Origin of the sequence: Microbacterium sp., from assembly GCF_040394595.1 — a bacterium.
In the GTDB taxonomy this organism is placed as follows: Bacteria; Actinomycetota; Actinomycetes; order Actinomycetales; family Microbacteriaceae; genus Microbacterium.
Map to the genome: position 1 here is coordinate 273,741 of NZ_JBEBSA010000001.1, position 25,843 is coordinate 299,583.

At 69.2% G+C, this 25,843-nt stretch carries 25 protein-coding genes; 7 read left to right on the forward strand and 18 right to left on the reverse strand.

Translation table 11 applies throughout. The annotated features are described in order from the left end of the window. Window positions 1–184 precede the first annotated feature (184 nt). On the reverse strand, window positions 185–2,122 hold the full coding sequence (locus ABWO84_RS01440) for a GDSL-type esterase/lipase family protein (RefSeq protein ID WP_353111772.1): 1,938 nt from the start codon (window positions 2,120–2,122) through the stop codon (window positions 185–187). A 140-nt stretch (window positions 2,123–2,262) separates the two neighbouring features. Between ABWO84_RS01440 and ABWO84_RS01445 the strand changes: the two genes are divergently transcribed. Continuing rightward, a complete protein-coding gene (locus tag ABWO84_RS01445) occupies window positions 2,263–2,892 on the forward strand; it encodes a DedA family protein (protein ID WP_353111774.1) in 630 nt (209 codons plus the stop codon). A 10-nt stretch (window positions 2,893–2,902) separates the two neighbouring features. Further along, on the forward strand, window positions 2,903–3,079 hold the full coding sequence (locus ABWO84_RS01450) for a DUF5302 domain-containing protein (RefSeq protein WP_353111776.1): 177 nt from the start codon (window positions 2,903–2,905) through the stop codon (window positions 3,077–3,079). A 58-nt stretch (window positions 3,080–3,137) separates the two neighbouring features. Here ABWO84_RS01450 and ABWO84_RS01455 read toward each other — a convergent pair whose 3' ends face one another. Continuing rightward, the gene (locus tag ABWO84_RS01455) at window positions 3,138–3,782 is read right to left on the reverse strand and encodes an FMN reductase (RefSeq protein ID WP_353111778.1); all 645 of its coding nucleotides are present in this window, start codon (window positions 3,780–3,782) and stop codon (window positions 3,138–3,140) included. A gap of 1 nt (window position 3,783) precedes the next feature. After that, complete coding sequence (locus tag ABWO84_RS01460; protein WP_353112282.1) at window positions 3,784–4,992, reverse strand: LLM class flavin-dependent oxidoreductase; 1,209 nt, start codon at window positions 4,990–4,992, stop codon at window positions 3,784–3,786. A gap of 127 nt (window positions 4,993–5,119) precedes the next feature. On the opposite strand from ABWO84_RS01460, the gene ABWO84_RS01465 reads away from it, so the two are divergent. Further along, the gene (locus ABWO84_RS01465) at window positions 5,120–6,250 is read left to right on the forward strand and encodes an acyltransferase family protein (RefSeq protein ID WP_353111780.1); all 1,131 of its coding nucleotides are present in this window, start codon (window positions 5,120–5,122) and stop codon (window positions 6,248–6,250) included. 10 nt (window positions 6,251–6,260) lie between these two features. On the opposite strand, the gene efeB is transcribed toward ABWO84_RS01465, so the two are convergent. From efeB to efeU, 3 genes are read right to left on the reverse strand one after another with little or no spacing between them, the layout of a single operon-like run. Next, a complete protein-coding gene (gene efeB, locus ABWO84_RS01470; protein ID WP_353111782.1) occupies window positions 6,261–7,526 on the reverse strand; it encodes an iron uptake transporter deferrochelatase/peroxidase subunit in 1,266 nt (421 codons plus the stop codon). A 1-nt stretch (window position 7,527) separates the two neighbouring features. Further along, complete coding sequence (efeO, locus tag ABWO84_RS01475; protein ID WP_353111784.1) at window positions 7,528–8,766, reverse strand: iron uptake system protein EfeO; 1,239 nt, start codon at window positions 8,764–8,766, stop codon at window positions 7,528–7,530. After that, complete coding sequence (gene efeU / locus ABWO84_RS01480; protein ID WP_353111786.1) at window positions 8,763–9,671, reverse strand: iron uptake transporter permease EfeU; 909 nt, start codon at window positions 9,669–9,671, stop codon at window positions 8,763–8,765. Before efeU ends, efeO begins: the two co-directional genes overlap by 4 nt. A gap of 117 nt (window positions 9,672–9,788) precedes the next feature. On the opposite strand from efeU, the gene ABWO84_RS01485 reads away from it, so the two are divergent. Further along, complete coding sequence (locus ABWO84_RS01485) at window positions 9,789–10,790, forward strand: isopenicillin N synthase family dioxygenase (protein WP_353111788.1); 1,002 nt, start codon at window positions 9,789–9,791, stop codon at window positions 10,788–10,790. 201 nt (window positions 10,791–10,991) lie between these two features. On the opposite strand, the gene ABWO84_RS01490 is transcribed toward ABWO84_RS01485, so the two are convergent. From ABWO84_RS01490 to ABWO84_RS01505, 4 genes are all read right to left on the reverse strand, one after another. Further along, entirely contained in the window at window positions 10,992–11,294 is a 303-nt protein-coding gene (locus ABWO84_RS01490) for a transcriptional regulator (RefSeq protein ID WP_353111790.1), read from the reverse strand. Window positions 11,295–11,325: 31 nt separating this feature from the next. Continuing rightward, entirely contained in the window at window positions 11,326–12,201 is an 876-nt protein-coding gene (locus ABWO84_RS01495) for a hypothetical protein (protein ID WP_353111792.1), read from the reverse strand. A 152-nt stretch (window positions 12,202–12,353) separates the two neighbouring features. Further along, window positions 12,354–12,623, reverse strand: coding sequence for a 30S ribosomal protein S15 (gene rpsO / locus ABWO84_RS01500; protein WP_055993247.1), 270 nt, complete (start codon window positions 12,621–12,623; stop codon window positions 12,354–12,356). Window positions 12,624–12,745: 122 nt separating this feature from the next. Beyond that, a complete protein-coding gene (locus ABWO84_RS01505; protein WP_353111794.1) occupies window positions 12,746–13,189 on the reverse strand; it encodes a hypothetical protein in 444 nt (147 codons plus the stop codon). 82 nt (window positions 13,190–13,271) lie between these two features. Between ABWO84_RS01505 and ABWO84_RS01510 the strand changes: the two genes are divergently transcribed. Beyond that, complete coding sequence (locus ABWO84_RS01510) at window positions 13,272–14,552, forward strand: MFS transporter (protein ID WP_353111796.1); 1,281 nt, start codon at window positions 13,272–13,274, stop codon at window positions 14,550–14,552. 27 nt (window positions 14,553–14,579) lie between these two features. Here the strand turns inward: ABWO84_RS01510 and ABWO84_RS01515 are convergent, their stop codons facing one another. From ABWO84_RS01515 to ABWO84_RS01530, 4 genes are all read right to left on the reverse strand, one after another. After that, a complete protein-coding gene (locus ABWO84_RS01515) occupies window positions 14,580–15,134 on the reverse strand; it encodes a YceI family protein (RefSeq protein ID WP_353111798.1) in 555 nt (184 codons plus the stop codon). 155 nt (window positions 15,135–15,289) lie between these two features. Further along, the gene (locus tag ABWO84_RS01520) at window positions 15,290–15,658 is read right to left on the reverse strand and encodes an FKBP-type peptidyl-prolyl cis-trans isomerase (RefSeq protein ID WP_353111800.1); all 369 of its coding nucleotides are present in this window, start codon (window positions 15,656–15,658) and stop codon (window positions 15,290–15,292) included. Between the two features lie 201 nt (window positions 15,659–15,859). Further along, window positions 15,860–17,161 (reverse strand): PrsW family intramembrane metalloprotease, encoded by a 1,302-nt coding sequence (locus ABWO84_RS01525; RefSeq protein WP_353111802.1) that lies wholly within the window; start codon window positions 17,159–17,161, stop codon window positions 15,860–15,862. A gap of 46 nt (window positions 17,162–17,207) precedes the next feature. Continuing rightward, window positions 17,208–17,822, reverse strand: a complete 615-nt coding sequence (locus ABWO84_RS01530; protein ID WP_353111804.1) for a hypothetical protein — start codon at window positions 17,820–17,822, stop codon at window positions 17,208–17,210. A 505-nt stretch (window positions 17,823–18,327) separates the two neighbouring features. On the opposite strand from ABWO84_RS01530, the gene ABWO84_RS01535 reads away from it, so the two are divergent. Next, the gene (locus ABWO84_RS01535) at window positions 18,328–19,197 is read left to right on the forward strand and encodes a fumarylacetoacetate hydrolase family protein (protein ID WP_353111806.1); all 870 of its coding nucleotides are present in this window, start codon (window positions 18,328–18,330) and stop codon (window positions 19,195–19,197) included. 125 nt (window positions 19,198–19,322) lie between these two features. Here ABWO84_RS01535 and ABWO84_RS01540 read toward each other — a convergent pair whose 3' ends face one another. The 4 genes from ABWO84_RS01540 to ABWO84_RS01555 are packed head-to-tail and all read right to left on the reverse strand — an operon-like array spanning window position 19,323 to window position 23,575. After that, the gene (locus tag ABWO84_RS01540) at window positions 19,323–20,774 is read right to left on the reverse strand and encodes an aspartate ammonia-lyase (protein WP_353111808.1); all 1,452 of its coding nucleotides are present in this window, start codon (window positions 20,772–20,774) and stop codon (window positions 19,323–19,325) included. A 51-nt stretch (window positions 20,775–20,825) separates the two neighbouring features. Next, complete coding sequence (locus tag ABWO84_RS01545; protein ID WP_353111810.1) at window positions 20,826–21,743, reverse strand: phosphodiesterase; 918 nt, start codon at window positions 21,741–21,743, stop codon at window positions 20,826–20,828. 42 nt (window positions 21,744–21,785) lie between these two features. Beyond that, window positions 21,786–22,121, reverse strand: a complete 336-nt coding sequence (locus tag ABWO84_RS01550; protein ID WP_353111812.1) for a peptidase — start codon at window positions 22,119–22,121, stop codon at window positions 21,786–21,788. Then, the gene (locus ABWO84_RS01555) at window positions 22,118–23,575 is read right to left on the reverse strand and encodes an inorganic phosphate transporter (protein WP_353111814.1); all 1,458 of its coding nucleotides are present in this window, start codon (window positions 23,573–23,575) and stop codon (window positions 22,118–22,120) included. Before ABWO84_RS01555 ends, ABWO84_RS01550 begins: the two co-directional genes overlap by 4 nt. A gap of 157 nt (window positions 23,576–23,732) precedes the next feature. Between ABWO84_RS01555 and ABWO84_RS01560 the strand changes: the two genes are divergently transcribed. After that, complete coding sequence (locus ABWO84_RS01560; RefSeq protein WP_353111816.1) at window positions 23,733–25,835, forward strand: S9 family peptidase; 2,103 nt, start codon at window positions 23,733–23,735, stop codon at window positions 25,833–25,835. Window positions 25,836–25,843 lie beyond the last annotated feature (8 nt).

The window sequence follows — 25,843 nt, forward strand, 5'->3', positions numbered from 1 at the left end:
GTTCCGGCGCGCGGGAATGCCCGCGGAGTGCGCCTGCGCTGGTCACCAGTAGAAGATCACCCGACGCCCGTCGAGGAACCCACCACAGGGGACCAGCTTCTCAGCCGACCGCTCCGTGCCTGTGTGCAGTTGTACGGGATGCCATAGGCAACCGCATCCAGCCTAGCAGTGCACCCGCCCCGTCTCACTCGACCCGCTCGCGCACCGGCGCGTTGGAGCGGCCGATCCGCACATAGTCGTCGTGCTTGGCCGTGCGACCGTCCCCTGCCGCCCGCCCGTGGAGCCGGCGCCAGACCCAGGGCAGCGCGTGCTTGCGCCACCACTGTCCCCTGGTGAGGCGCTCGTGGTCATGGAGCGCCTCGTCGAGTGCGCCGAGCGCCTCTGCGTGCGGGACGCCGAGCACCTCCGCCGCGCGATAGGCCAGCAGGCGATGCCCTCGCGACGACAGATGGACCAGGTCCTCTCCCCAGTTCGGGCGCTCTCCCAGCGTGGCCAGCAGGTCCGTGTCGACCAGGATCGCGCCCGTGCGCTCCGCGAGGGCGGAGACTTCGCTCGCGAAGGCGGAGAATCGCCTCCCGTACATCGCCGCCTCGGGTCGGGCCGGGAGGAAGGGGGTGACGAGCAGCACCTCGGCTCCGTCCGCGCGCAGCTGCCGGACGGCCTCCTCCAGCCTCCCGACGAGTGCCGGGATGTCGGCCCGCGCCTTCACCAGGTCGTTCGCACCGACGAGGATCGAGACCAGATCGGGTCGCAGCTCCCGCGCACGGCGCAGCTGCGGGCCGCACACGTCGGCGACCCTCTTCGAGCGCACGGCGAGATTCGCATAGAGCAGGCCGTCGCGGGAGGCGAGCAGCATCGCCAGACGATCGGCCCATCCACGCAGGGCCCCGTCCGGCGCCGGATCGCAGATGCCCTCGGTCAGTGAGTCGCCGAGCGCCACGTAGCGCTGCCATGCGCCGGGGCGCCGGGGCGCCGGTTCCGCACGACGAGAGCGGGGATGACGCCGGGCGCGGTCGACGCGGTGCAGCTCCCCCGCCTCCTGGAAGTGGCCGATCAGCTCATCGCACACCGCCTCCCAGGTGCGACCGGAGACGGCGAGGCGTCCTGCTTCACCGAAGGCCCGCCGCTTGCGGGCGTCGCCGGCGAGGTCCGCGACGCGCATCCTCAGATCGGCGAGGTCGCCGGGCCGGTAGAGCCACCCGTCGATGCCCATACGGACGAGGTCGAGAGGCCCGCCCGCCCCCGTGGCCACGACGGGGACGCCGCTCGCATGCGCCTCCTGGAGCGTCTGACCGAAGGTCTCGCTCTCCCCCGGGTGCACGAACACGTCCAGGGAGGCCATCGCGTGTGCGAGGTCGGCCCCGCCGAGGTGTCCGAGGAAGCCGACATCAGGCATCAACGCCTCGAGGGCCGGACGCGAGGGTCCGTCGCCGACGATCACGACCCTGGCCCCGGGGATCCCGGAGAGCACGCGGAGGTCCTCGACCTGCTTCTCGGGGGCGAGCCGTCCGACGTAGCCGATCAGCACCTCCCCGGGCTCGCGCCGCATCCACGCGTCGTCGCGGTTGCGGGGGTGGAAGCGCTCGGCGTCGACGCCGCGCCCCCACCGCCGCATCCGGTCGACCCCGAGCGCGGCGAGCTGTGCGGCCGACTCCGACGACGGTACGAGGGTGAGCGTGGCGCGATGGTGCAGGCGTGCGATGTGCCGCTGCGCGAACCCGGTCGTCGCCGCGATCCGGTAGCGCTCCGCATATGCGGCGATGTCGGTCTGGAAAGCGGCGACCGACGGCAGGTCGAGCCGGTCGGCGGCGAGGACGCCCCGCCACCCGAGCGCGAACGGGGAGGCCAGGTGCACCACGTCGGGACGGAACCTCGCGAGCGATGCGGTGACACGCCGCGACGTGGTGGCGGCGATCCGTACGTCACGGTAGCCGGGCATCGCCAGGGAGGGGATGCCGTCGACACCTGCTCCGCCGGAACGGCGGGGCAGGTCGCGGGCGGCCGGGGCGATCACATGGGCGTCATGGCCGGTGCGCTCCAGGTGCCTGAGGATCTGGAGCACCGAACCGGTCACTCCGTTCATGTGCGGAAGGAAGGACTCGGCGACGATCGCGACTCTCACGATCACAGGATGGCGCGGCGCCGCACCGCCGATCGGCGATAACCACACGCGATCACCGAGAGTTCATCTGATGCTGGGCGGACGGTCACCATCCATCTGCCGGTGGGTTGCCGTTCACCCGTTCCGCGCACACTGGACCCGTGCCGACGGACTTCCTCGCCGACCTGGTCTCCTCCCCTTGGGCGCTCGTCGCCATGGCCGCGCTGGTCACCGCGGACGCCTTCCTCGTGGTGATCCCGGGCGAGGTCGCCGTGACCGCTCTGGGCGCCATCGCGATCACGAACGGCTCCCCTCCCCTGTGGCTCGTCATCGTCGTCGCCGCTGCCGCCGCGCTCGCGGGCGACGCCGCGTGCTACGCGATCGGGAGGGCTGTGGGGACCGAGCGCTGGCGATGGATGCGGATGCCCAAGGTGCGGGCCGCACTGGACTGGGCGCGGCGACGGCTCGACGGCGGGACGGCGACCGTGCTGTTCACCGCCCGGTTCGTGCCGTTCGCCCGCCTCGCGGTCAATCTCGTCGCGGGGGCGTCTCGTCTGCCGGCTCCCCGGTACCTCGGGCTCGCGGCCGTCGCCGCGACGGGCTGGGCCGCGTATCAGGCCGCGGTCGGCGCGCTGGTCGCCGCGATCGTGCCCGGAGGGCCCGTCGTCGCGATCATCGTGTCCGTAGCCGTGGCCGTGGGCCTCGGCCTCCTCATCGATGTCATCGTCTCGCGGCGGCGGAAGGGCCGAAATGCGGGCGTCCCCGACCCGGAGCGGCCGGTTCCGCACTAGGCTGGCGCGCATGAGTACCGAAGACAGCGCCGTCCCCGAGGACGATGTGAAACGCAAGTTCCGTGAGGCGCTCGAGAAGAAGAACGCTCGCAACCGGTCGGGCGAGGCGCACCTCGACGGCGACTCCGCCGTGCATGCGACCCACGCTCCCCAGATGAAGCGCGAGTTCCGCCGCAAGAGCGGTTGACCCTCACACCACCTGGAAGGGCCCCCGGCGTCATGCGCCGGGGGCCCTTCTCATCCGGTCACTCCCCGGACAGTCCGCCGAGCAGATGCCCGAACGAGCGCCCCTTGCCCAGATAGGTGTCCGGATCGAACGGATCGGCGTCCGCGGCCTCCGGACGACGGGAGATCGCCGCTGCGAGCTCGCGGGCGCCGCGCTCCACGCGCGCGCTGAGCGGCGCGACGTCATCCGCGCTCGAGCCCCAGTCGCTGGAGGCCGCGAACACCCCGGTCGACACGGGTTCCGCGTGCAGATACGTGAAGAGCGGACGGATCGCGTAGTCGATCGCGAGGGAATGCCGGGCCGTGCCCGCGTTCGCACCGATGAGCACCGGCGTCCCCGTCAGCGCGTCGGGGTCGAGCACGTCGATGAACGACTTGAACAGCCCTGAGTAGCTCGTCGAGAAGATCGGCGTGACCGCGATCACCCCGTCCGCCGAGACGACGGTGTTGATCGCGGCCTCGAGAGCCGGCGGCGCGAAACCGGTCAGCAGGTTGTTCGTGATGTCGTGCGCGAGGTCGCGCAGCTCGATCACGTCGACGGTGACCTCCACACCCTCCTCGCGCAGGCGCGCGACGGTCTCCGCCGCGAGCCGATCGGCGAGCATCCGGGTCGACGACGGGTTCGACAGCCCTGCGGAGATCACCGCGATGCGACGTCCGCCCATGTCAGGCACCCGCCTTCGTGGCCGCGGCTCCGAAGGCGGAGCCCGCCGGGGCGATCCCGCCGTCCTGGTAGGGGGAGCCGGCGGTGAGGTTGTCACCGCGGTTCGCACCGGGACGCGCCTCGCGGGCCGGACCGTCGCCGTAGACCGCCTTCACCCGGGCCGCGTGGGTCGGTGCGTCCGGAACGTTCGCCGGGCGGTCCTTCGCCAGCTCCTTGCGGAGCACCGGCACGACCTCGCCGCCGAGAATGTCGAGCTGCTCCAGCACGATCTTCAACGGAAGGCCGGCGTGATCCATCAGGAACAGCTGGCGCTGGTAGTCGCCGAAGTGGTCGCGCATCCCCGCGTAGCGGTCGATCACCTGCTGGGGGGAACCCACCACCAGCGGGGTCATCTCGGTGAAGTCCTCCATCGAGGGGCCGTGTCCGTAGACCGGGGCGTTGTCGAAGTAGGGTCGGAACTCGTTCACGGCGTCCTGCGAGTTGGGGCGGATGAACGCCTGCCCGCCGAGGCCGACGATCGCCGTCTCCGGGGCGCCGTGCCCGTAGTGCGACCAGCGCTGCCGGTAGAGCTCGATCAGCCGCTGGTAGTGCTCCTTCGGCCAGAAGATGTTGTTCGCGAAGAACCCGTCGCCGTAGTAGGCGGCCTGCTCGGCGATCTCCGGCGTGCGGATCGAGCCGTGCCAGACGAACGGTGCGACGCCGTCGAGGGGCCGCGGCGTGGCCGTGAAGCCCTGCAGCGGCGTGCGGAACTTGCCCTCCCAGTCGACGACGTCCTTGGTCCAGAGCTCGTGCAGCAGCGCGTAGTTCTCGATCGCCAGGGGCAGTCCCTGCCGGATGTCCTTGCCGAACCACGGGTAGACGGGGCCGGTGTTCCCGCGGCCCATCATCAGGTCCATGCGGCCACCCGACACGTGCTGGAGCATCGCGTAGTCCTCGGCGATCTTCACCGGATCGTTCGTGGTGATCAGCGTGGTCGACGTCGAGACGATCAGACGCTCGGTCTGGGCGGCGATGTAGGCGAGCGTCGTGGTAGGGCTCGACGACCAGAACGGCGGATTGTGGTGCTCTCCGATCGCGAAGACGTCGAGGCCGACCTCTTCGGCGTGCTTGGCGATCGTGAGGGTCGCCTGGATGCGCTCGCTCTCGCTCGGGGTCACCCCGGTGATCGGGTCCTGCGTGATGTCGCTGACCGACATGATGCCGAACTGCATGCCGGCGCCCTGTGCTTCGTTCACGATTCTCTCCAGTCGGGATGCGGTGGCATCCGTTTCTATTCATGTGAATGTATCTGGTAGAACGCCCTCGCCGCAAATCTATTCCCGCGGGTAGCCTCGAACGATGAGCAGCGCCGAGCAGCACTCTTCCGGCACCGCTTCCGAAGGTGCGACGCACGCCCGCAGACGGGTGCCCTTCTGGGACAACGCACGCTTCGCATGCATCGTCCTGGTCGTGCTGGGCCATGCGATCCAGCGCCTCACCTACGACTCCGACATCGCGATGGCCCTGTACCTGTGGACCTACGCCTTCCACATGCCGGCGTTCGCGCTGATCTCCGGATACTTCTCCAAGTCGCAGAGTCCGACGCGGCGGCAGATGGTGCGCGTCATCACCGACATCGTGGTCCCCTATGTCATCTTCGAGATCCTCTGGACCCTGACGAAGTGGCTGGTCGAGGGCCACGCCGATCCCAACCTCACGCTGCCGATCTGGACGATGTGGTTCCTGCTCACCCTCGGAATCTTCCGGCTGGTGCTCCCCTACCTGGCGCTCCTCCGCTGGCCGCTGCTCTGGGCGGTCGTCATCTCGATCGGCGCGGGCTACCTCAGCAATGTCGACAGCACGTTCTCCCTCTCCCGCACCCTCGGGCTGCTGCCGTTCTTCACTCTCGGATGGTGGCTGCGCGAGCGCGACGTGGTGCGACGGATGCGCCTGATCGACTACCGCCCCTGGTGGCTGCGAGTGGTCGCGTTCGCGGTGCTCGCCGGCTGGTACCTGGCGTGCTGGCGCTGGCTGGGCATCTGGCAGGATGCCGAGCTCTGGCGCTGGTTCTTCTACCTCGACTCGTACTCCGACCTCGGCGACGCGCAGTGGTGGTCGGGCGGAGTGCGGCTCGCGATCATGATGCTGGCCCTCGTGCTCAGCCTCGCGTTCTTCGCGCTGGTCCCGCGGAAGATCACCTGGTGGACCCGCTTCGGCCAGTACACGATGTACGTCTATCTGCTGCACTCCTTCGTGCTGTACCCGTTCCGGCAGTCCGGCGTGCTGCGCGGCCTCGACCCCACCTGGGTCTGGCTCCCGCTGGTGGTGCTGCTGTCGATCGCCGTCGCGTTCGCCCTGTCGACCAGGCCCGTCCGCTGGGTGTTCCGCCCGCTCGTGGAGCCCCGACCTCGCTGGATGTTCGCGGATCCGTCGCTCGTCTCGGCGACGGGCAGCCGTCATGACCCGACAGGCTCGCGGCGGAGCCCCTAGGGAGACGTGCTCAGGAGAGCAGCCCCGCCCCGACGTACGAGCCCTCGGCGGCCCCGGGCGGGATCGCCCAGATGCCCGACCCCACGTGCTTCACGTACTCGTTCATGAGGTCGGTCGACAGCCTCTTCTGCAGCGTGACGAAGTGCGCGGGATCGCGCTGATACGCCAGGAAGAAGAGGCCGGCGTCCAGGCGCCCCAGCTCGTTGTTGCCGTCGACGTAGTTGAAGCCGCGGCGGAGGATGCGGACACCGCCGTTGGTGTCCGGATGCGCGAGCCGGACATGGCTGTCGGCGTCGAGACGGGAGAGCTGCGGCTCCGTCTCCTCGGTCCCGCCGGACAGCGGCGCCCCCTCCCCCTTGTCACGGCCGAAGATGCGCTGCTGCTCGGCGAGGCGCACGCGGTCCCAGGTCTCGATGAGCATCGCGATCTTGCGCGCGACGAGGTACGAGCCGCCGGCGAGCCAACCCGGTCCGTCTGCGGCGGGGACCCACACGTGGTCGTCGAGGGCGGCCTTGTCGTCGGCGAGGATGTTCGCGGTGCCGTCCTTGAAGCCGAAGAGGTTGCGCGGGGTCTGCTGATCCGCGGTCGTGCGCGAGGTCTTGCCGAACCCGAGCTGCGACCACCGCAGCCGCGCCCGCCCGAAGGCGATCCGGCTGAGGTTGCGCACGGCGTGCACGGCCACCTGCGGATCGTTCGCGCAGACCTGGATGCAGAGGTCGCCGTCGGAGGAACCGGGCACGAGGTCCTCGCCGAGGAACGGAGGAAGGCGCTGCAGCGCGGCCGGCCGCCGGTCGCGGATGCCGAAGCGGTCCTCGCCGTCCCGTTCGAAGAGCGTCGGGCCGAAGCCGAAGGTGACCGTGAGCCCGCTCGCCGGGAGTCCCAGGGCTTCGCCGGTGTCGTCCGGGGGCGACTCCGGGGAGCCTCCGACGGCGCCGGTGGCGCTGACCTCGAGGCCCCGCGCCATGCGGGCCGCCGCGTAGGACCAGTCCTGCATCAGCTCGACGAGATCGTTCTTCCGCATCCGCGGCATCATGTCGAAGACTGCGAAGTGCAGATGCTCCTGCACCGGGGTGACGATGCCGGCCTGGTGCGCGCCGAAGAAGGCGAAGGCTTCGTCGGACCCGCCGGAACGCTGAGCGGCGGCGAGCGCATAGCCTCCGACGCCGCCGGCGGCGATCGCCGCGGCGCCGCCGCCGATCGCCAGGCCGAGGAGGCCGCGGCGGCTCAGCCCGGCATGCTCCGCGCCCACCTCCGGGGTGTCCTCGGTGCCGCCCACCTCAGGACAGCACCTTCCCCGTGAGCTGCGAGAGCGGCTCGGCCAGCGCGTTGATCAGGTCGACCAGCTCGCGCTTCTGCGCGTCGGTCAGTTCGCGGAAGCCCACGAATCCCTTGTCGAGCGATCCGTGCTCGGCGAGCGCCTCTTCGAGGTGGGTGTAGCCGGACGAGATCCGGTCGGCGAGCTTCTTGCCCTCGGCGCCCTGCGCGGCGGCGAAGTCCTTCACCAGGGAGAACGCCATCTTCGATCCTTCGACGTTCGCGGCGAAGTCGAACAGATCGGTCCCCGACCACCAGTCCTCCTCGCCGGTGATCTTGCCGGTGGCCACCTCGTCCAGGAGGGCGATCGCCCCGTTGGAGATGTTCCCGATCCCCTGGTCCTCGAGCGTCTTGGTGAAGGTGTCCGAGTGCACGTAGTCGTACAGCTCCTTGACGTCCGCCTTGAGCTTGGCGCCGTACTCGGCGCGCTGCGCCGGGGTGGACGGCGCCCAGTCCTTCCAGGCCGGGGTCTCGCCGTCGGCGTTCAGCGCGTCCTTCGCCGGCTGCCAGAGATCCTTCTCGATCCGGTGGAATCCCGTCCAGGCGAGCCCTTCTGCGACGGCGTCCACCTCGCGGAAGTCGATGCGCGGATCGAGGTCGCCCAGCGACTCGGCCACAGGCTCGATGCGCTCGTACGGCGCGCGGGTCTGCGGGAAGAGCGCACGGGCCTTCGCGTCGTCCCCGGCCTCGTAGGCGGCGACGAGCTCGTCGACGGCGGGCATGAGCGCGCCCACCTGGTCCTTGACGAAGGCGGCGTAGAGGTCGACCGCCTTCTTCTTCTGCTCGGCGTCGGCGCCCTTGACCGCGACGCGATCCCCGGTGACCGTGAAGGGCGCCTTCCCGACGCCCGCGCCGACCATCCCCGGCTTGCAGACGGTGAAGTAGTCGCCCGGCTGGACCAGCACGGTGAGCGTGCGCGATGCGGCAGGGGCGACGTTCTCCACCTCGCCGACGATCCGCATGCCGTCATCGGCGAGCAGGTAGAACTCGGACACCTGGTCGCTGCTGTTGGTGACGTCGAACGTCAGCGTTCCGCTCTTCGCTGTGGCGGCCGAGACGGCGCACTTCGCGTCGTCGGACGCGACGGTGAACGACGAGGACGGATCCGCGGCGAGATCGGACTTCGCCACGCAGCCGCTCAGCAGCAGCGCGGCGACTCCGGCTGTCGCGAGGGCTCCGAGGACTCGGGGGGACGTCGTCATGCTGCTCCTTCGGGGGCGGTTGCTGTGGCGGCCGCCTGCACGGCGGGCTTGTTCTGCGGACGGCGTCGGGGCAGGCCGCGGAGGAAGAAGGTCCCGACGATGACGATATAGAGCACCCACGCGGTGACCTGCAGCCAGGTCATGTGCGGCATGAAGCCGACGGTGGCCTGCAGGATGGTGGCGAGCGCGCTTCCCGGCGCGATCGCACTGCTGACGTCGAACGCCCACCCCAGGGGGAACTGGGCCCAGCCCGTGGCGGTGTCGAGGGGCGCGCCGCCGGGGAGGGCGCCCGCCTCCTGCAGGTCGAGCACGGCGTAGGCGAGCACGCCGGCGGCGACGATGACGAGGAATCCCCCCGTCCAGGCGAAGAAGCGCCGCAGGTCGAGACGCACGGCGCCGCGGGTGAGCAGCCAGCCGACGACCACGGCGATGAGCAGACCGAGGAGGGCGCCGAGCAGTGCCATCGGAGCGTTGCCGAACGACTGCACCATCGACCAGAGGAGGAGCGTCGTCTCGAGACCTTCCCGCGCGACCGAGACGAACCCGATCGCGACGAGGGCCCAGAGCGTCCCCTGCGCGAGGGCGCGATCGAGCCCGCCCTCCAGCGTCGCCTTCATGGTGCGCCCGGCCTTCTGCATCCAGAAGATCATCCAGGTGACCATCGCCACGGCGAGCAGCGACAGCAGGCCGCCGATGAGCTCCTGCGCCCCGGGCGCCAGAGCGTAGGCGCCGAAGGTGAGCACCGCGCCGAACGCGATCGCCAGAAGGATCGCGAGCCCGATCCCCGCCCAGAGCTTCGGGATGATGTCGGGGCGTCCGATGCGCCGCAGGTAGGCGATGAGGATGCCGACGACGAGCGCGGCCTCAAGGCCTTCGCGAAGGCCGATGAGAAGAGTGGCGAACACGGACGGGCTGCTCCCTGCGGAAGTAGAGGTAAGGGATGCCTTACCTTGCTACATTAGCACCCGGTAATCCTCCGCAACATTCGCACCCCTCCCGCGAGGGCGACGTAGCGTCGACACATGGCTGAACTCACGCTTCCCGTCCTCGACCTCTCCCGCCTCGACGCCGGCCCCGAGGAAGCGGCCGGATTCCGCGAAGACCTGCGCGCCGCGACCCACGATGTCGGGTTCTTCTACCTCACGGGAACCGGCATCGCCGAGGGACTGGAGACCCGCCTCCACCACGCGGCACGCGAGTTCTTCGCGCTTCCCGAGGAGGAGAAGCTCGCCATCGAGAACGTCAACAGCCCGCACTTCCGCGGATACACACGGATCGGCGGCGAGCGCACCCAGGGCCGGGTCGACTGGCGCGAGCAGATCGACATCGGCCCGGAGCGTCAGCCGGTCGCCGACGGTCCTGCGTACAACCGTCTGATCGGACCGAACCTCTGGCCGTCGGCGCAGCCCGAGCTGCGCGAGGTCGTCTCGGAGTGGCACGAGACGCTGAGCGAGGTCTCCCGCAAGCTCCTCCGCGCCTGGGCGCTCGCCCTCGGCGCCGAGGAGTCGTACTTCGACCGGCACTTCGGCGAGCCCTCCACCCTCATCAAGATCGTCCGTTACCCCGGCACCCATGAGCCGGAGCCGCAGCAGGGCGTCGGCGCACACAAGGACTCGGGCGTGCTCACCCTGCTCTGGGTCGAACCCGGCAAGGGCGGCCTGCAGGTCGAGCGCGACGGCCAGTGGGTGGACGCCCCCCCGGTGCCGGGGGCGTTCGTGGTGAACATCGGCGAGCTCCTGGAGTACGCGACCGGCGGCTACCTCAAGGCCACCAACCACCGCGTCGTCTCACCGCAGGCCCCGGACGAGCGGATCTCGATCCCGTTCTTCTTCAACCCCGCGCTGGACGCACGGCTGCCGCTGATCGAGCTCCCCGCCGACCTCGCGGCGCAGGCGCGCGGTGTCACGGCCGATCCCGCCAACCCCATCCACGCCCTGTACGGCGAGAACGCGCTGAAGTCCCGGCTGCGGGCGCACCCCGACGTCGCCGCGATCCACCACGCGGACCTCGTCGCCGCGGTGTAACCCCACCCCACCCCACCCCGCCCGCGGCCCGCTCACTCCGCCCCGCTACCCCCGCTACCCCCGCTGGGTGGTCAGTTTCGGCAGGTTTTCGCCCGAAAACCTGCCGAAACTGACCACCCTGCGCGGCGGGCCCGCGGAACCCGACGCGGCGGGCCCGCGGAAACCCGGCGCGGCGGGTCTGCAGCGGCCGCTCCCCGTGGGCTAGGGCGACAACCCCGTACCACCGCCGAGCTCGACGATCTCGCGGAGGGCGGCGAGATGCGCGGCGAAGGCCTCACGTCCCGCCCTGCTCGCCCTCACCCAGGTCCGCGCTCTGCCTGCGACGACGCCCTTGCGGGTCTCCACATAGCCCACGTCGTGGAGGTAGGACAGCGCCTTGCTCAGGGCGGAGTCTCCGACGTCGAGGATCTCGCCCACCGTGCGGAAGTCGAGCTCGACGTCCTCCCCCAGCGCAGCCATCGCCGAGAAGCGGATCGGACTGGCGAAGCTGTCGTCGAGTCTCATCCGCGGATGCCCGCGGCGCGGCGCGGCGCCCTCAGGCATCCCGGACCTTCGCGAACGAGGCCGCGAACAGGAGCGCCAGCGCGAGCAGACCCGCCCCCGCGGTGACAGCGGGCGACAGCCGCACACCCGAGAGCACCACGATGACGGTCGCGACGAGGACCAGGTTCGCTCCGGCGTAGGCGCCGAGCTGCGGGCCGCGCCACCGCATCCCGAGCGTCATCAGTCCGGCATCGGTGCGTGCGGTGATCATCAGCACGACGAGGAGCATGGTCATCAGCGCGACGAGGAGCGCGGACGCCAGACCGTCGAGGGCACCGAGAAGCGCGGTGGCGAGGCCGATGAGCGCTCCGACCCCGATGGTCGCGAGGCGCGACGGCAGCGGAACCGCGACCGCATCGGGCTCCGATCCGGCCGCGGTCCGCCGACCCTTCCAGAGTTGCACGGCACCGGCCACCGCGGCCGCCGCGAACACGACCGCCCCCACCGTGAAGGCGATCCAGGGCGGCACGGCGCCCCGCGTGCGCATGATGTAGCCGATGAGGAGCGCGACACCGCCGATGCCGACGACGAGGATGACCGGGACGAGCCAGCGTGCCCGAGTCGTGCGCCACCGGAAGCCGAGGCGCTCCATGAGCCCGCCGGACACCTGCACCCAGACGAGGAAAGGGATCAGCAGGATCGACATGACCGGCGCGCGGGTCGCCGTGGTGTTGATGGACAGCAGGAAGAGGGTGATGTAGAGACCGAGAGCGACGGCGCTCACGCACTGCACACGCCCGAGGGACCGACGGTCCAGACGCGTCCCCCGCACACGCCGCACCTGCTCGGCGGTGTCCAGGTACTGCTGTGCGAGGCCGGCGTCCGGCGGCGCGAAGACATCCTGTCCGGGAATCGGCTTCTGCTCCATCGCATCCTCCATACTTTCCCAATGGAAAGTAATCACTTTCCTACCGGAAAGTTCCGCGAGGGTCAAGCATCCGCAGACGATGAAGGCCGCCCCACACCTGGGGCGGCCTTCTCAAGAATGTTCTGCGCGATTGAACGCTGGTTCGCTCTGCCTTATCGGCGCAGTCCGAGACGCTCGATCAGCGAGCGGTACCGCTCGATGTCGATGTCCTGGAGGTAGCCGAGGAGACGACGGCGCTGACCGACGAGCAGGAACAGCCCACGACGCGAGTGGTGGTCGTGCTTGTGCTCCTTGAGGTGCTCGGTCAGGTCCTTGATGCGCTGCGTCAGCATCGCGACCTGCACCTCGGGGGATCCGGTGTCACCGGGGTGCGTCGCGTACTCTTCGATGATCGCCTTCTTGACGTCTGCTTCCAGTGCCATAGATTCGATCCCCTTTCACTCATTGCGCGGTGCCCGGCGCCTGATGCGCGAGCTCTCTTTATCCGCGGCCGATCTAACGGCAACTAAACGAGTCTACCAGCGAATCGCGGCGGGGAACGCCGTCACCGCGAGAGCGAGAACGGGTAGCGCACCGAGCCTCCGGCCGTGAGCTCCCCAATGAGGAGCAGGTCGTCCTCCGAGTCGACCAGCTGGTCGATCTCCATCGCGGTGGAGGACAGAGCAGGAAGCCCGGTCTGCGTCGTGAAGACCACCGTGTTGCCGCTCGCCGCCACCGTCCACCCCGGAGCCGCCCGCCAGGCCATGACCTGGGACGCTCCCGGAGCGTTCACGTAGACGGTGACGGGCGCGTCGCTGACGCTCTCGGTGGTGTTCGCCACCGTCGCGACGATCGTGCGCGGCCCGTTGCCCGGTGCCGGCGCGCCGAACGCCGCGGTGATGCTTCCGGTCGATGCCGCAGCGGCCGGGAGCGCGACGGCAGCGGCCACCACGGGGACGCCCCAGCCTGCGGCGGCCAACACACGTCGCCTCGGGATCTCTGCGCCCATGCGCGAATGCTCCCACGCCGAAGCGCGCCCCGTCCAGATCCCGGACGCGCCGAACCCGTCGGTGGATCGATAACCTCGGACGGTGAGCCAGTTCATCGACCTCCGCCCGCTGAGGAGCAGTCCCGCGTTCGCGCGCATGTGGATCGGCTCGGCCCTGGCGGGGATCGGCGGCCAGCTCACGACGGTCACCGTGATGATGCACGTCTACGACCTCACGCATTCGAGCCTCGCCGTCTCGATGATCGCGATCGCCGGGCTCGTCCCGATGATCCTGGCCGGGCTCTACGGGGGGATGCTCGCCGATGCGTTCGACCGCCGCCGCGTCGCCCTGATCGCGGCGACGGTCGCCTTCGCCGCGACGGCCCTCCTCGCCACCCTCACCTGGACGCACAACGAGTCGATCTGGTGGCTGTACGCGTTGAGCATGATCATCGCGGCGGCGAACTCCGTGGGCATGGCGACGCGCACCGCGATCGTGCCCCGGCTGATCCCCCGTGAGCTGCTCGCGCCGGCCTCGGCGCTCAACGGCATCTCGTTCGGCCTGACCGTGATGGTCGGCCCTGCGGTGGCGGGGCTGCTCGTCTGGCTCACCGGCTACGGCTGGACCTACACGATCGACGTCGTGCTGATGCTGGCGATGTTCCTCGGGCTGTGGACGCTCCCGTCCCTGCTGCCGGAGGGGACGATCGTGCGCCCGGGCCTCGCTTCGCTCGTCGACGGCTGGCGGTTCCTGCGCCGGGCGCCCAACATCCGGATGCAGTATCTGCTCGATCTCACCGCGATGACCTTCGGTCAGCCGCTCGCACTCTTCCCGGCGCTGGGGACGGTGCTGCTCGGCGGAGGCACGGTGACGACGGGCGTGCTCACCGCGGCGGTGGCCGTCGGCACGTTCGTGTCGAGCCTGTTCTCGGGCCGCGTCGTCCGCTATCAGTGGCACGGACGCGGGATCGCCCGGGCCGTGCAGGCCTACGGCGCCTCGATCGTGCTGTTCGGGCTCGTGCTGCTCACCGGCGTCTTCCTGCCCTCCGCCTCGGAGCAGAGCCCGAACCTCGTCCTCATCGCGCTGGCCTGCATCGCGCTCGCACTGTCCGGCGCCTGCGACAACGTGAGCTCGATCTACCGGAACACGATGATGCAGGCCGCGGTACCCGACAGCATGCGCGGAAGGCTGCAGGGCGTCTTCATCGTGGTGGTCGCGGGCGGCCCCCGACTCGGCGCCCTGTACGTCGGTGCACTGGCCACCATGACCGCTCTGTGGTTCCCACCGCTCCTCGGCGGCCTGCTGGTGATCGGCCTGGTCGCGGTGCTGATGCGGCTGAACCCGCGGTTCCGCGCCTATGACGCAGAGAACCCCGAGCCCTGAGGCCCGGGGTTCTCCGAACGGCGATCGTCAGTCCTGCTGCAGCGCGCCCTGCAGGTCGAGGTTGATCGTGACGTCCTTGCCGACGAGCACGCCGCCGGTCTCGAGGGCGGCGTTCCAGGTGAGGCCGAAGTCCTCGCGGTTGATCGTGGTGGTCGCCGAGGCACCCGCCTTGTAGTTGCCGTACGGGTCGGTGCCGAAGCCGCCGAAGTCGAAGGCGAAGCTGACGGGCTTGGTGATGCCGCGGATGGTGAGGTCGCCATCGACGAAGAAGTCGCCGTTCTCGACCCGGGCGCCGGTGGAGACGAACTCCATCGTGGGGTGGTTCTCGGTGTCGAAGAAGTCGGCGGAACGGAGGTGCGCATCGCGGCCGTCGTCCTTCGTGTCGATCGAGGTCACATCGACGCTCGCCTCCACCTTGGCCTCGAGCGGGTTCTCCGGCGCGACCAGAGTGGCGCTCTTCATGCCGAAGGTGCCCCGCACCTTCGAGATCATCATGTGGCGCACGCTGAAGGTGACCTCGCTGTGAGCGGGGTCCAGCACCCAGGTGCCGCTGCGGTAGCCGGGGACGTCGATGGTGGTCATGCTGCTCCTCGTAGAGAAAGTCGGTGCCGCCGTTCGGCGACACACGATGAAACTTACATGCAGTCGAATATATTCCGATGAATCAGAATTTTTCTCCGGGAGCGACGGAAAGCCCCCGTCTCGCGATGCGAGCGGGGGCCTCCGGGGATCGTGCGTCAGCCGACGGCGACCAGGTCGATGATGAAGATGAGGGTCTTGCCGGACAGGAAGTGACCGGCGCCCGCCGGGCCGTAGGCGAGGTGCGGCGGGATGACCAGCTCGCGGCGTCCGCCGACCTTCATGCCGGGGATGCCCTCCTGCCAGCCCTGGATGAGGCCGCGCAGCGGGAACTGGATGGTCTCGCCGCGCCCCCACGACGAGTCGAACTCTTCGCCGGAGTCGAACTCGACGCCCGCGTAGTGGACCGTGACGGTGTCGCCGGGCTTCGCCTCAGCGCCGTCACCGTCGATGATGTCGCGGATGACGAGCTCCGCGGGAGCCGGGCCGGTGGGGGCGTCGAACTCGGGCTTTGTGCGATCAGTCATGTCTCCATGTAACCGGAGCGATCCGCGACGGTCAACGCCGCTGCACCAGCCGAGAGCGAACATGACGTCTCCGGGCGAAACCCTTGACACTCCCTTCGCCCGGGTGCACCCTGGGATCAGGCCAACTCAGCGCCCGGGAGACATGCAGGCATCGCCGCAGCACCGGGCGCTGAGTCTTTCCCGGAGCGGTGTCCGTGCCGATCAGTAGGCGAGCAGGGCGGCCCTGGTCGCCCGGGTGCGCACGAGCAGCGCCTGCTCATCGGAGGCGGCGTAGGCATCGTGTCCATGGAGAGCGCGCTGCCTCACGGCGGCCAGAGCCGTCGCATCCTTGATGAAGGACTTCATCAGCGGACGCCGATCGCCCCGCAGCGTCGACGCCCACGCGAGCCCGGTCTTCCGCCCTGCGGGGGTCGCGAGCATCGTGACCTCCTCCGGGGTGAACCATCCGGCCGACGCATAGTCGCCGAGGCGCTCCCTGGTGAGACGGGCCTCTTCGCGGCGCAGCATGATGATCCCGAGGATGAAGCCGACGAAGAGCGGCACCTGGAGCGAGGCGTAGAGGGCGAAGAAGTCGCCGAAGATCGAGGAGCCGTTCCAGAAGCCGTGCAGCACCATCGCGCCGAGAAGGCCCAGAAGACCCGCGCCGAACGCGCCGCCCGCGGTGGCCCCGCGTCGCGCCGCCAGGCCGATCGCGAAGCCGGTCAACGAGGTGAACATCGCGTGCGCGAACGGCGAGAGCAGACCGCGCAGCACGAAGGTCACCGTGAGCTCGCGCGCGCCACCGTCGATGTAGCTCACCGCGAAGTACTGGATGTTCTCGGTGAACGCGAAGCCGGCGCCGACGAGCGCACCGTAGACGATCCCGTCGATGGGACCGTCGAACGTGCGGCGGGCGATCAGGAAGATGAGGAAGACGCCGAGGCCCTTCGCGGTCTCCTCGACGAGAGGCGCCTGGATGACACCGGACACGACGGAAGGCAGATGTCCGATCGTCAGCTTCACCCCGAGGTCGACGAGCAGCGCGATGCCGACCGCGGCGATCGCGCCCCAGGCGATCGCGAACACGACGAGGGTCTTGGGTTCCGGCTCCCAGCGGTCGATGAACCGCACCCCGAGGAGGACGATGGCGAGCGGGATCAGCGCGAGCACGAGACCCACGACGGATGCCCCGGCGCCGAGCGCCATCACGTAGTAGCCGATCAGGGCGATGAGCAGGAAGCCCAACACGCCGAAGAGCCACACCGACACGGTGCGCCCCTTGCGCACCGGCATCGGGATCGCGGGAAGCGCGGGGGCGGGAGCGGGCGCCTGCGGAGCGGGCGGAGAGTACGTGGGCTGCTTGGCGAGCGCCGAGGGGTAGCGAGGCTGCGGGGGCTGCCCGTAGGCCTGGGCCTGCTGCGGATACTGCGGCGGCGGAGCCGGCGGCTGTCCATACGGCTGCTGTCCGTATGTCGGCTGCCCCTGCGGCGGCTGGTAGTCGGGGCGCTCCCCTCCGAAAGTCATGGGGAAAGCCTACGGTGTCGCTATGCGCCGGGCCGGGAGACGGGCCTCAGGCGTCCTCGCTCAGATCCCGGTAGTACCTGTCCGTCGCACCCTGGACGACACCGGCGAAGAACTCACGGTCAAGAGGGGGCAGCTCGATCACGGCACCGGCGAACGGCCCCTCCAAGCCCGGAACGACAACCTCCCGCACACCAGCCCGATCTTCGAGAACCCTGACGCCATAGCCATGGACCATGCCCGACAGTCCCGTGTTGAGGCGGAGTGTTTCTCGTCCCGGATACCCGTAGATCACATGGTTCTGATACGACATGCTCTTCTTCCCCCAGATGAAGAACTCCCACCGCAACCCCGGCAACCGATCGATCAGCAGATCACCAAGGAACAGCGCAATGTCCTCGCACACCGACAAGGACCGCCCGTTCGGCACCTCATGACCCACCAGCGGCTCCATCGCCTCGATGAACCACGCATCGAGATCCGCCACACTCCGATCCGAGAAATCAAGCTCGACACCCGACCTCCCCAACAACCCACGAAGCTGCCTGAGCCGATGATCCTTCAACCCCATCACCCGGTTGTACTCCGCCCGCGCCTCACGCCGCGGCAAATCCCACAACTCCCAATACGGAACAAAATCATTCAACACATACCCGTCCCACATCACCCAAACCCCAAGGGGATCTTGTTCTCGTCCAAGAGCTTCGCCAGAGGCCTGCTCGGACCTCCGCGGCCTGTGGGCTGGGCGTCCGTCTCAACGGATGTGTTCGAGGGCGCCGGCGATTTCGGTCCGGGGTTCGCGAACTCGCCCTCGGGCACGACCGGCTCGTCGACCGAAGTGGGCTGGGAGACCAAAGCGGGGGCGACACTCGGCGCAGCGCTCGCTGCTGCCGCCGGGGCTGAATCCGGCAGCGTGAGTCCTGCAACCACCATGACGATCGCCGTCGCCACGGCAACCCACCACAAACGCGCGACGTGCACCATCGCCGTCGACCTCTCTCGGCGCAGGCCAACGGCTGCGTCCCCCCGACGCGTTCCCCCGAACGCGGTGGTCAATTTCTATCGGTTCGCTGAGAGCCAGGGCAAGATCCGCATTCCAACGATTACGCAACGCGTGTTGTGCCCACCCTCCAACCTCGACCCGCACCCCGCCCGGTAGCGTAGAGAGCATGCGGTTCGCTCATCTGCGCCGACCCGACTCCTCTGAGATCGCACTCGCCGTCATCGACGGAGACGACGCGATCCTCGTGTCCGACCTCATGGAGTCGCCGGCCCCCACCCTTCAGCAGTTCATCGACGCCGGAGACGGCGCGCTCGACGAGGTGCGCGCCTCGCTCGCGACCGGCGTCGCACTGCGGCATCCGCTGAACGGATTCGGGTATGCGTCCGCCGTGCTCGCTCCTCCCGCAGTGCTCGCGGTCGGCCTCAACTACGCCGCGCACTCCAGCGAGCTCGGGCTGAAGACCGACACTGCGCCGACGGTGTTCACCCTCTGGCCGAACTCCCTCACCGGGCACGAGCAGACCACTGCCTGGCCGCGCTCCCTCAGCGAGTCGGTCGATTACGAAGCCGAGCTCGGGGTGATCATCGGGCGTCCGGCGAAGGACGTCTCGCGTGAGGACGCGCTCTCCTATGTCTGGGGATACACGGTGGTGAACGACATCACCGCCCGCGACATCCAGTTCTCCGAGGCGCAGTGGTGCCGCTGCAAGTCCTTCGACGGGTTCACCCCCACGGGACCGTTCGCAGTCACCGCGGACGAGATCCCCGACCCGCAGGCTCTGCACATCTGGACCGTCGTCGACGGGCACACCGTGCAGGACGCGACCACCGGGCAGATGGTGCGTCCGGTGTCGGCCCTCGTCTCGCACCTGTCGCAGTCGGTGACGCTGCTCCCGGGCACGCTGATCTCGACGGGCAGCCCCGGCGGCGCCGGCTACTCCCGCGATCCGCAGATCTTCCTGCGCGACCGATCGACAGTCACCGTGGGCATCGACGGCATCGGCGAGCTCACGACGCACTGCCGCATCCTCGACTGACCCCGGCACACGCACGTGCACGCACATCGCGTGGTCAGTTTCGGCAGGTTTTCGAGCGAATTCCTGCCGAAACTGACCACGCGATGAGAGCGCTGACCACGCCGTGGAGCGTGGAGCGGGCGGGGTCAGTCGTCTTCGGCGGCGATCACGGGGATCGCGGCGGTCACGGTCTCGAGACCCGAGAGGCGCGCCGGCGAGATCTGCTTCATGACCTCGTCGCGGGACATCAGACCCGCCTCGACGACCAGGTCGGCCACGTTGCGGCCGGTGAGCAGCGCCGTCTTCGCGAGAGCGGCGGAGGCCGCGTACCCGATGAACGGGGTCAGCGCCGTGACGACCCCCACCGACGCCCCCACCATCGCGCCGAGGCGGTCGGTGTTCGCAGTGATGCCGTCCACGCAGTTCACGCGCAGGGTCCACATCGCCTGACGCATCCAGGTGATCGATTGGAAGATCGAGTGCGCGATCACGGGCTCGAAGGCGTTGAGCTGCAACTGACCGCCCTCCACCGCCATCGTCACCGTCATGTCGGCGCCGGCGACCGCGAAGGCCACCTGGTTGACGACCTCGGGGATCACCGGGTTGACCTTGCCCGGCATGATCGACGAACCGGCCTGCTTCGCCGGCAGGTTGATCTCGCCGAGACCGGCCTGCGGGCCGGACGACAGAAGACGCAGATCGTTGCAGATCTTCGAGAGCTTGATCGCATTGCGCTTCAGCGAGGAGGAGAACGACATGAACGCGCCCGTGTCACTGGTCGACTCGACCAAGTCCGATGCGGTGAGCAGATCGAGTCCGGTGATGTCGCGGAGGTGCTTGAGCACCGCCGGCGCGTAGCCCGGGTGGGTCGTAATGCCCGTGCCGATCGCCGTCGCGCCCATGTTGATCTCGAACATCAGCGAGGCGTTCTCGGTGAGGCGGCTGTGGTCCTCGCCGAGGGTCGTCGCGAACCCGTGGAACTCCTGGCCCAGGGTCATCGGCACGGCGTCCTGTAGCTGCGTGCGGCCGACCTTGAGGATGTCGTGGAACTCGACGGCCTTGCCGAGGAAGGACTTGCGGAGCAGATCGAGCTCCTCCAGCAGCGAGCGCAGCGTGAGCGAGAGGCCGATCTTGATCGACGTCGGGTAGACGTCGTTGGTCGACTGGCTGCGGTTGGTGTGGTCGATCGGAGAGAGGAAGGCGTAGTCCCCCTTCTCGCGACCGGCCATCTCGAGCGCGATGTTGGTGATGACCTCGTTCGCGTTCATGTTGGTCGACGTGCCCGCGCCGCCCTGGATGACTCCGACGACGAACTGGTCGTGGAACTCGCCATCGATCACGCGCTGCGCGGCGGCATCGATCAGGTCGGCGCGCTCGGCGTCCAGCACGCCGATCTCCTTGTTCGCCCGGGCACTGGCCTGCTTGACCATCGCGAGCGCCTTGACGAGATCCGGATAGACCGAGATGGGGCGCTTCGTGATCGGGAAGTTCTCCTCGGCGCGCAGTGTGTGCACGCCGTAGTACGCGTCGGCGGGAACCTCGACGCTTCCCAGCGAGTCGGTTTCAGTACGTGTGAGGGCAGGCGAATCGACGGCCATGTCACATCCTTGTGGGTGTCGGCGGGTGAGTGCGAGGGGGATGCGACCAGTCTACGCCGTGCCCTGATCAGGCTTGCGCGAGAACGCCTCGAGTCGCTGATCCGCGGTCAGAGCGGCCATCTCACGCAACCACTCCTCCGAGAAGAAGTCCGCCGTCGGAGCATCTGTCACCGGTACGACGGTGTGCGTGATCGTGTCGGGATAGACGTGCACGAGGTGGAACGACTGCGCAGCGTCCATCCCGTTGACCTCTGCCGCCGGGAGGGCGACGTTCATCGTGTAGCAGGTGGAGGAGGCGACGCTCACCGGGACCCCGGCGAAGATGCCCGAGGACGAGTAGTGCAGGTGACCCGCGAGGATGCCGCGTACGTCGGATCCGCGGATCGCCGCGGCGAACTCGTCCTGATGCCGCAGCTCCAGGATGTCGAACAGCGGCACGTGCGCCGGAAGCGGCGGATGGTGCAGTGCCAGCAGCGTCCCGTGCGGTGCCGGGGTCGCGAGCGCCTCCCGCAACCAGGAGAGCTGCGCCTCGTCGAGATCCCCGTGGTGCCAGCCCGGCACGCTGCTGTCGAGGGCGATCAGCCGGAGACCGTCGAGGTCCCACACGCCGGTCACCGGTTCCTCGGTCGGCTCCTCGTCGAGGAGCTCCGCGCGGAGTGCCGGCCGTTCGTCGTGGTTCCCCGCGACCCAGATCACCGGGCAGCCGAGGGCGGTGCCGACAGGCTCGAGTGCCGTGCGCAGCCGCCGATAGGCATCCGGCTCGCCGAGATCGGTGAGGTCGCCGGTGACGACGATCGCCGCAGGGCTCGGATGCACCCGGCGGACGGCCTCGAGGGTCTTCGCGAAGTTCGCATCGGTGTCGGCACCGCCGGGGTGACGCGCTCCCCCGGCGAGGAAATGGGGATCGCTCAGGTGGATGATCGCGTGCGACGCCGCGTCATGTCGTCCGAACGAGGGCAGACCGTCCATGCGTCCAAGTCTAGGAGCGGCTCCGACATCCCCGCCGGGTCGTCAGTGTCCGAAGACGATCAGCAGGATGCCTCCCAGTACCGCGGCCGCGCACATCGCGAAGCACGCATAGGCGGCGACCAGAGCGAGCGTCTTCTGCCCCTCGGTCAGAGGGCTCCGTTTCGCCGCCTTCTCGGCCTGCTTGGCCGCCCGACGGATCTCCTTGTCGGTGAGCACGGTGATCGCATCGGTGAACTCCGCCGGGGTCACCAGCGGAACACGTCCGGCGCGCACCAGCAGCCGGAGCCCCAGCGCATAGAAGGACACGATCACGACCGCGCCCACGAGGGCGGCGCCGAACACCCGGACGAAGGCCTCCCAGTCGATGACGATGCTCATCGCGGATCCTCCCGTCCGGTCGACGGATCATCCGCCGCGGTCTCGGCGAGCTCAGCACGGGCCCGTCGGCTCGCGCTGAGCAGCTCCCACTCGGCGGCGGCCTTCTCCGCCTCGGCGAGCTTCTTCGCGGCGTTCTCCGCCGCGCGCTTGGCAGCCTTCACCTCCGGCCCCTTGCCCACCGACTTCTCGAGCTTCTTCGCGCGGCGTGCGGCCTTCTGGGCTTCCGCGGCCTTCCGGTCGGCGCGGCCGCGCGCCCGGGCGAGCTCGATCCGCGTCGTGCGGCGGGTCGGCGGTGGCGTGTCGGGCAGGTCGACCGCGTGCCCGGACTCCGCGACGTCGCTCATCGCGTTCGCGTGGGTCACGGCGTTGCGGCGCGAACGCAGGAACAGGCCGACGATGATGACGAGGGCGAGCACGGCGTCGATGACGATGCCGACGGTTCCGAAGTTCACCACGAGAACGGCGGCGAGCGCGCCGACTCCGCCCGCGGCGGGCAGGGTCAACAGCCACCCGATCGCGATGCGTCCCGCCGTCCGCCAGCGCACCGTCGATCCGCGCCGGCCGAGGCCGGAGCCGATCACCGACCCGGAGGCGACCTGCGTCGTCGACAGCGCGAACCCGAAGGCGCTCGAGGCGAGGATCGTCGCGGCGGTCGAGCTCTCCGCGGCGAAGCCCTGCGCGGGCTTGACCTCGGTGAGACCCTTGCCGAGCGTGCGGATGATCCGCCATCCGCCGAGGTAGGTGCCGAGCGCGATCGTCACGGCGCAGGACACGATCACCCAGAGCTGCGGCTCGTGATGCGCCCCCGACTGCCAGCCGACCGTGATGAGCGCGAGGGTGATGACGCCCATCGTCTTCTGCGCGTCGTTGGTGCCGTGTGCGAGCGCGACCATCGACGACGTGAAGATCTGCCCCCAGCGGAAGCCGGAGCGTCCATCGGGCTTCCCGTCGTAGCGGCGGGTGATGCCGTAGGCGACCTTCGTCGCGATGAAGGCGATGATGCCGGCCGTCAGCGGCGCGATGAGGGCAGGCAGCACGACCTTCGAGAGCACCACGCCGAAGTTGATACCGGCGACGCCGACGCCGACCAGCGTGGCGCCGATCAGCCCGCCGAAGAGCGCGTGCGAGGAGCTCGACGGCAGTCCGAGCAGCCAGGTGAGCATGTTCCAGGTGACCGCGCCGATGAGACCGGCGAAGATCAGCGACGGCAGCTGCGCATGCGAGATGTCCGCCTCGTTCACGATGCCGCCGGAGACCGTCTTGGCGACCTCCGTGGACAGGAACGCGCCGACGAGGTTCAGGGATGCCGCGAGCAGCACGGCCGTCCTGGGCTTGAGGGCGCCGGTGGCGATGGGCGTCGCCATCGCGTTCGCCGTGTCGTGGAACCCGTTGGTGAAGTCGAAGAAGAGTGCCAGCAGGATGACCAGCACGACGATGAGGGCTGCGGTTTCCACCGTTCGCTTTCGTGGGAGATGCAGGGGGGAATGCCGACGAGATCGGCGTGACGAACGAAGAGTTCACCGTGGGTTTGACATCCGTTAATCGGCCCGCATGAATCCTCCCACCCTGTCTGGCGATGGTCAACTCGCCCTCCTCGGCTAGCGTTGGGGGGTGACCGAGCAGAGCATCGCCGCCCCCGTCGCGGAACGCCGTCCCTTCACCCGCACGCATCACGGCGACAGCGTCGACGACCCGTACGAGTGGTTGCGGGACAAGGAGGACCCCGCGGTCATCTCCCATCTCGAGGCCGAGAACGCCTACACGGACGCCCGCACCGCTCATCTGGAGGACCTGCGCGAGCAGCTGTTCCAGGAGGTCAAGGGGCGCGTCCTCGAGACCGACCTCTCGGTGCCGACCCGCCGCGGGCAGTGGTGGTACTACGGACGCACCGTCGAAGGGGCGCAGTACGGCATCCAGTGCCGCACCGCCGCCGCGGACGACGACTGGACGCCGCCGGAGCTGGAACCGGGCGTCCCGGTCCCCGGCGAGCAGATCCTCCTCGACGGCAACGTCGAGGCGGAGGGGCTCGATTTCTTCTCGATGGGCTCCTTCGACATCTCCGAGGACGGCACCCGGATGCTGTGGTCGGTGGACTCCTCCGGCGACGAGCTCTACGCCGTGCACGTGCGCGACCTCGGCACCGGTGAGGCCTTCGACGACGTGATCGAGAACACCGGTCAGGCGTTCTTCACCCCCGACGGCACCGGGATCGTCTATACGACCAGGGATGAGGCGTGGCGCCCCGACACGCTCTGGCTGCACCGCATCGGCACCCCGTCGTCGGAGGACGTCTCCCTCTTCCACGAGCCCGATGAGCGCTTCTGGCTCGGTGGGGGCATCACCCGGAGCCGGAAGTACCTGGTGATCGAGATGGGATCGAAGATCACCAGCGAGACGCATCTCGTCGACCTTTCCGATGTCACGGCGCCTCCGCAGGTCGTGTGGCCGCGGCGTGACGGGGTCGAGTACGAGGTCGACCACGCGGTGATCGACGGCGAGGACGTGCTCTTCGTGCTGCACAACGACGGCGCCCTCGACTTCGAGCTCGTCGCCGTGTCCGCAGCCGATCCCCGGGGCGAGCGCCGTGTGGTGCTCCCGCACACGCCGGGACGGAGGATCATCGAGATCGACTGCTTCCGCGACTTCGCGACCGTGGAGTACCGGAGGGACGGACTCGGCCGGATCGCGCTGATGGACTACGCGACGAGCGCCCTCGACGAGGTCTCCTTCGACGAGCCCCTCTCCTCGTCCTGGTTCGGCGGCAACCCGGAGTGGCACGCTCCCTGGCTGCGGATGGGGTTCACCTCGTACGTCACCCCCTCCACCGTGCTCGACCTCGACCCGGTGAGCGGCGAGCGCATCGTGCGGAAGCAGCAGCAGGTGCTCGGCGACTACGACCCCGCCGAGTACGGGCAGCGTCGTCTGTGGGCCACGGCCGACGACGGCACACAGGTGCCGATCTCCCTCGTCTGGAAGCACTCGTTCGGCGATCCCGGCGCGGAGATCCGTCCCGTGCACCTCTACGGGTACGGCTCCTATGAGACCCCGATGGACCCGGGCTTCTCGGTCATGCGGCTGTCGATGCTCGACCGCGGAGTCGTCTTCGCGATCGCGCACGTGCGCGGCGGCGGCGAGATGGGTCGTGGATGGTACGACGACGGCAAGATGCTGACGAAGAGGAACAGCTTCACCGACTTCGTCGCCTGCGCGCGCCACCTCGTCGACTCCGGAGTCACCCGCCCCGACCTCATGGTCGCCGAGGGAGGCAGCGCTGGCGGCCTGCTCATGGGGGCTGTCGTGAACCTCGCACCCGAGCTGTTCGGCGGTGTGCTGGCGGAGGTGCCCTTCGTGGACGCCCTGACCTCGATCCTCGACCCGTCACTGCCGCTCACCGTGGTGGAGTGGGACGAGTGGGGCGACCCGTTGCACGACCCCGAGGTCTACGCCTACATGAAGTCCTACACGCCGTACGAGAACGTCCGCTCCGATGTCGCCTATCCCCCGATCCTCGCAGTGACCTCGCTGAACGACACGCGCGTGCTGTACGTGGAGCCCGCGAAGTGGGTCGCGAGGCTGCGCGAGGTCGGTGCCGATGCGCTGCTGAAGTGCGAGATGGTGGCTGGACACGGCGGCGTCAGCGGGCGCTACAACGCCTGGCGCGAGCGCGCGTTCGAGCTGGCCTGGGTGCTCGACAGGATGGGACTGGCCGGCTGAGCGCCGGC